The 1,644-nt window shown below is 55.4% G+C and carries 2 protein-coding genes; both read left to right on the top strand.

What is annotated here, in order from left to right; translation table 11 throughout:
- Positions 1-790: sugar phosphate nucleotidyltransferase (locus DBR30_RS14025; protein ID WP_258224433.1), on the top strand; the 790-nt coding region annotated here is incomplete at its 5' end.
- A gap of 408 nt (positions 791-1,198) precedes the next feature.
- On the top strand, positions 1,199-1,644 hold a 446-nt coding region (locus DBR30_RS14020; RefSeq protein WP_108588394.1), incomplete at its 3' end, for a 3-deoxy-7-phosphoheptulonate synthase.

Raw genomic sequence — 1,644 nt, 5'->3', positions numbered from 1 at the left:
TGAAGCAAGCGCCTTCGGGGTAATGGCGGTGGATGATGATCGCAAGATCAATGCCTTCGTCGAAAAGCCTGCTAACCCGCCCGCCATGCCGGGCAAGGACGACACCGCGCTGGCCTCCATGGGCGTCTATATCTTCGATGCGGAGTATCTCTATCAGCTGCTGGAAGAGGACATTGCCAACGAGCAGTCCCATCACGATTTCGGCATGGACGTGATCCCCCGCGTGGTGAAAGAGGGCACCGCATTCGCTCACCCGTTTGGCATGTCCTGTGTCGGCTGCTGTCCGGATCGCCGCCCCTACTGGCGCGATGTGGGCACCGTGGACTCCTTCTGGGAAGCCAACATGGATCTCGCCTCCGTCACGCCGGAGCTGGATATCTACGATCAGGACTGGCCCATCTGGACCAGTCAGAACATGACTCCTCCCGCCAAGTTCGTGCAGGACCGAAACGGCCAGCACGGCATGACCATCAACTCCATGTTTGCCGGGGGCACCATCGTCAGTGGTTCTTTCATCCTGAGTTCGGTGCTCTTTACCAATGTGCGGGTCGACTCCTTCTGTACCCTGGATCAGGCCGTTATCTTCCCGGGTGTGGATATTGGTGACGGTTGCCGACTGCGCCGGGTGGTGATCGACAAGGGGTGCAAACTGCCGGAAGGCACGGTGATCGGTGAAAACGCCGATGAAGATGCACGTCGCTTCCACCGCTCCGAGCAGGGCATAGTGCTGGTCACCCAGGGGATGCTCACTCGCCTTAACAAAGAGCTGCAGGGAAAACAAAAGCGCTGATCCGCAGCCAGACGGGATCCCCCTTCCTACCGCAAAGGGAGCCATGATGGCTCCCTCTTTCTATGGCTGACCAGATAGCCACCTCACACCATCATTGCCATCGCGTTGCAGTCTCCCAGAGATACCATTTACTGTGGATAAACAGCTGGACAATGCAGCCGTTACGCCTCAAACCGTAAACATTAAATTACAAAACAACCATTAACCCTCCGAAAAACCCTCTGTATTATTCCTGTTAGCGCTATATAGCAGCTCCTTTATCTGACTTTTTAGCGGCAAACCCACTAGTTTCACTTGATTGTTTGTTTTTACTTGGTAAGGTGAGGGCGGTTGCGTAACAAAGCAGGTACCAGTGTAAACATATCGGTACAATCGCTTTTAGCTTAATACAGTAGAGAGAATGAAATCATGCAAAGAGACCCCCTGAACAACATCCATATCCAGTCCGAACAAGTGATGATCACGCCTGCCCAGCTCAAGGAGAAGTTACCGATCTCCGATAAGGCGCTGGCATTCGTGCAAGGGGCCCGCAATACCATCGCCGACATCATCCACCGTCGCGATCACCGGCTGCTGGTGATCTGTGGTCCCTGCTCCATCCACGACATGGACGCCGCCAAAGAGTACGCAACCAGACTCAAAGCGCTGCATGATGCCTATCAGGACTCTCTCTACATTGTCATGCGGGTCTACTTTGAGAAGCCGCGCACCACGGTAGGCTGGAAAGGCTTTATCAACGACCCCAATCTGGATGGCACCTTCGATGTGGAGCTGGGGCTGCACCGTGCCCGCGAGCTGCTCTGCTGGCTGGCGGAGCTGGAGTTGCCGCTGGCCACAGAAGCGCTCGATCCCAT

The organism is Aeromonas sp. HMWF017 (assembly GCF_003061465.1).
GTDB lineage: Bacteria > Pseudomonadota > Gammaproteobacteria > Enterobacterales > Aeromonadaceae > Aeromonas > Aeromonas veronii.
This window is presented reverse-complemented; position numbering and strand designations above follow the sequence as displayed.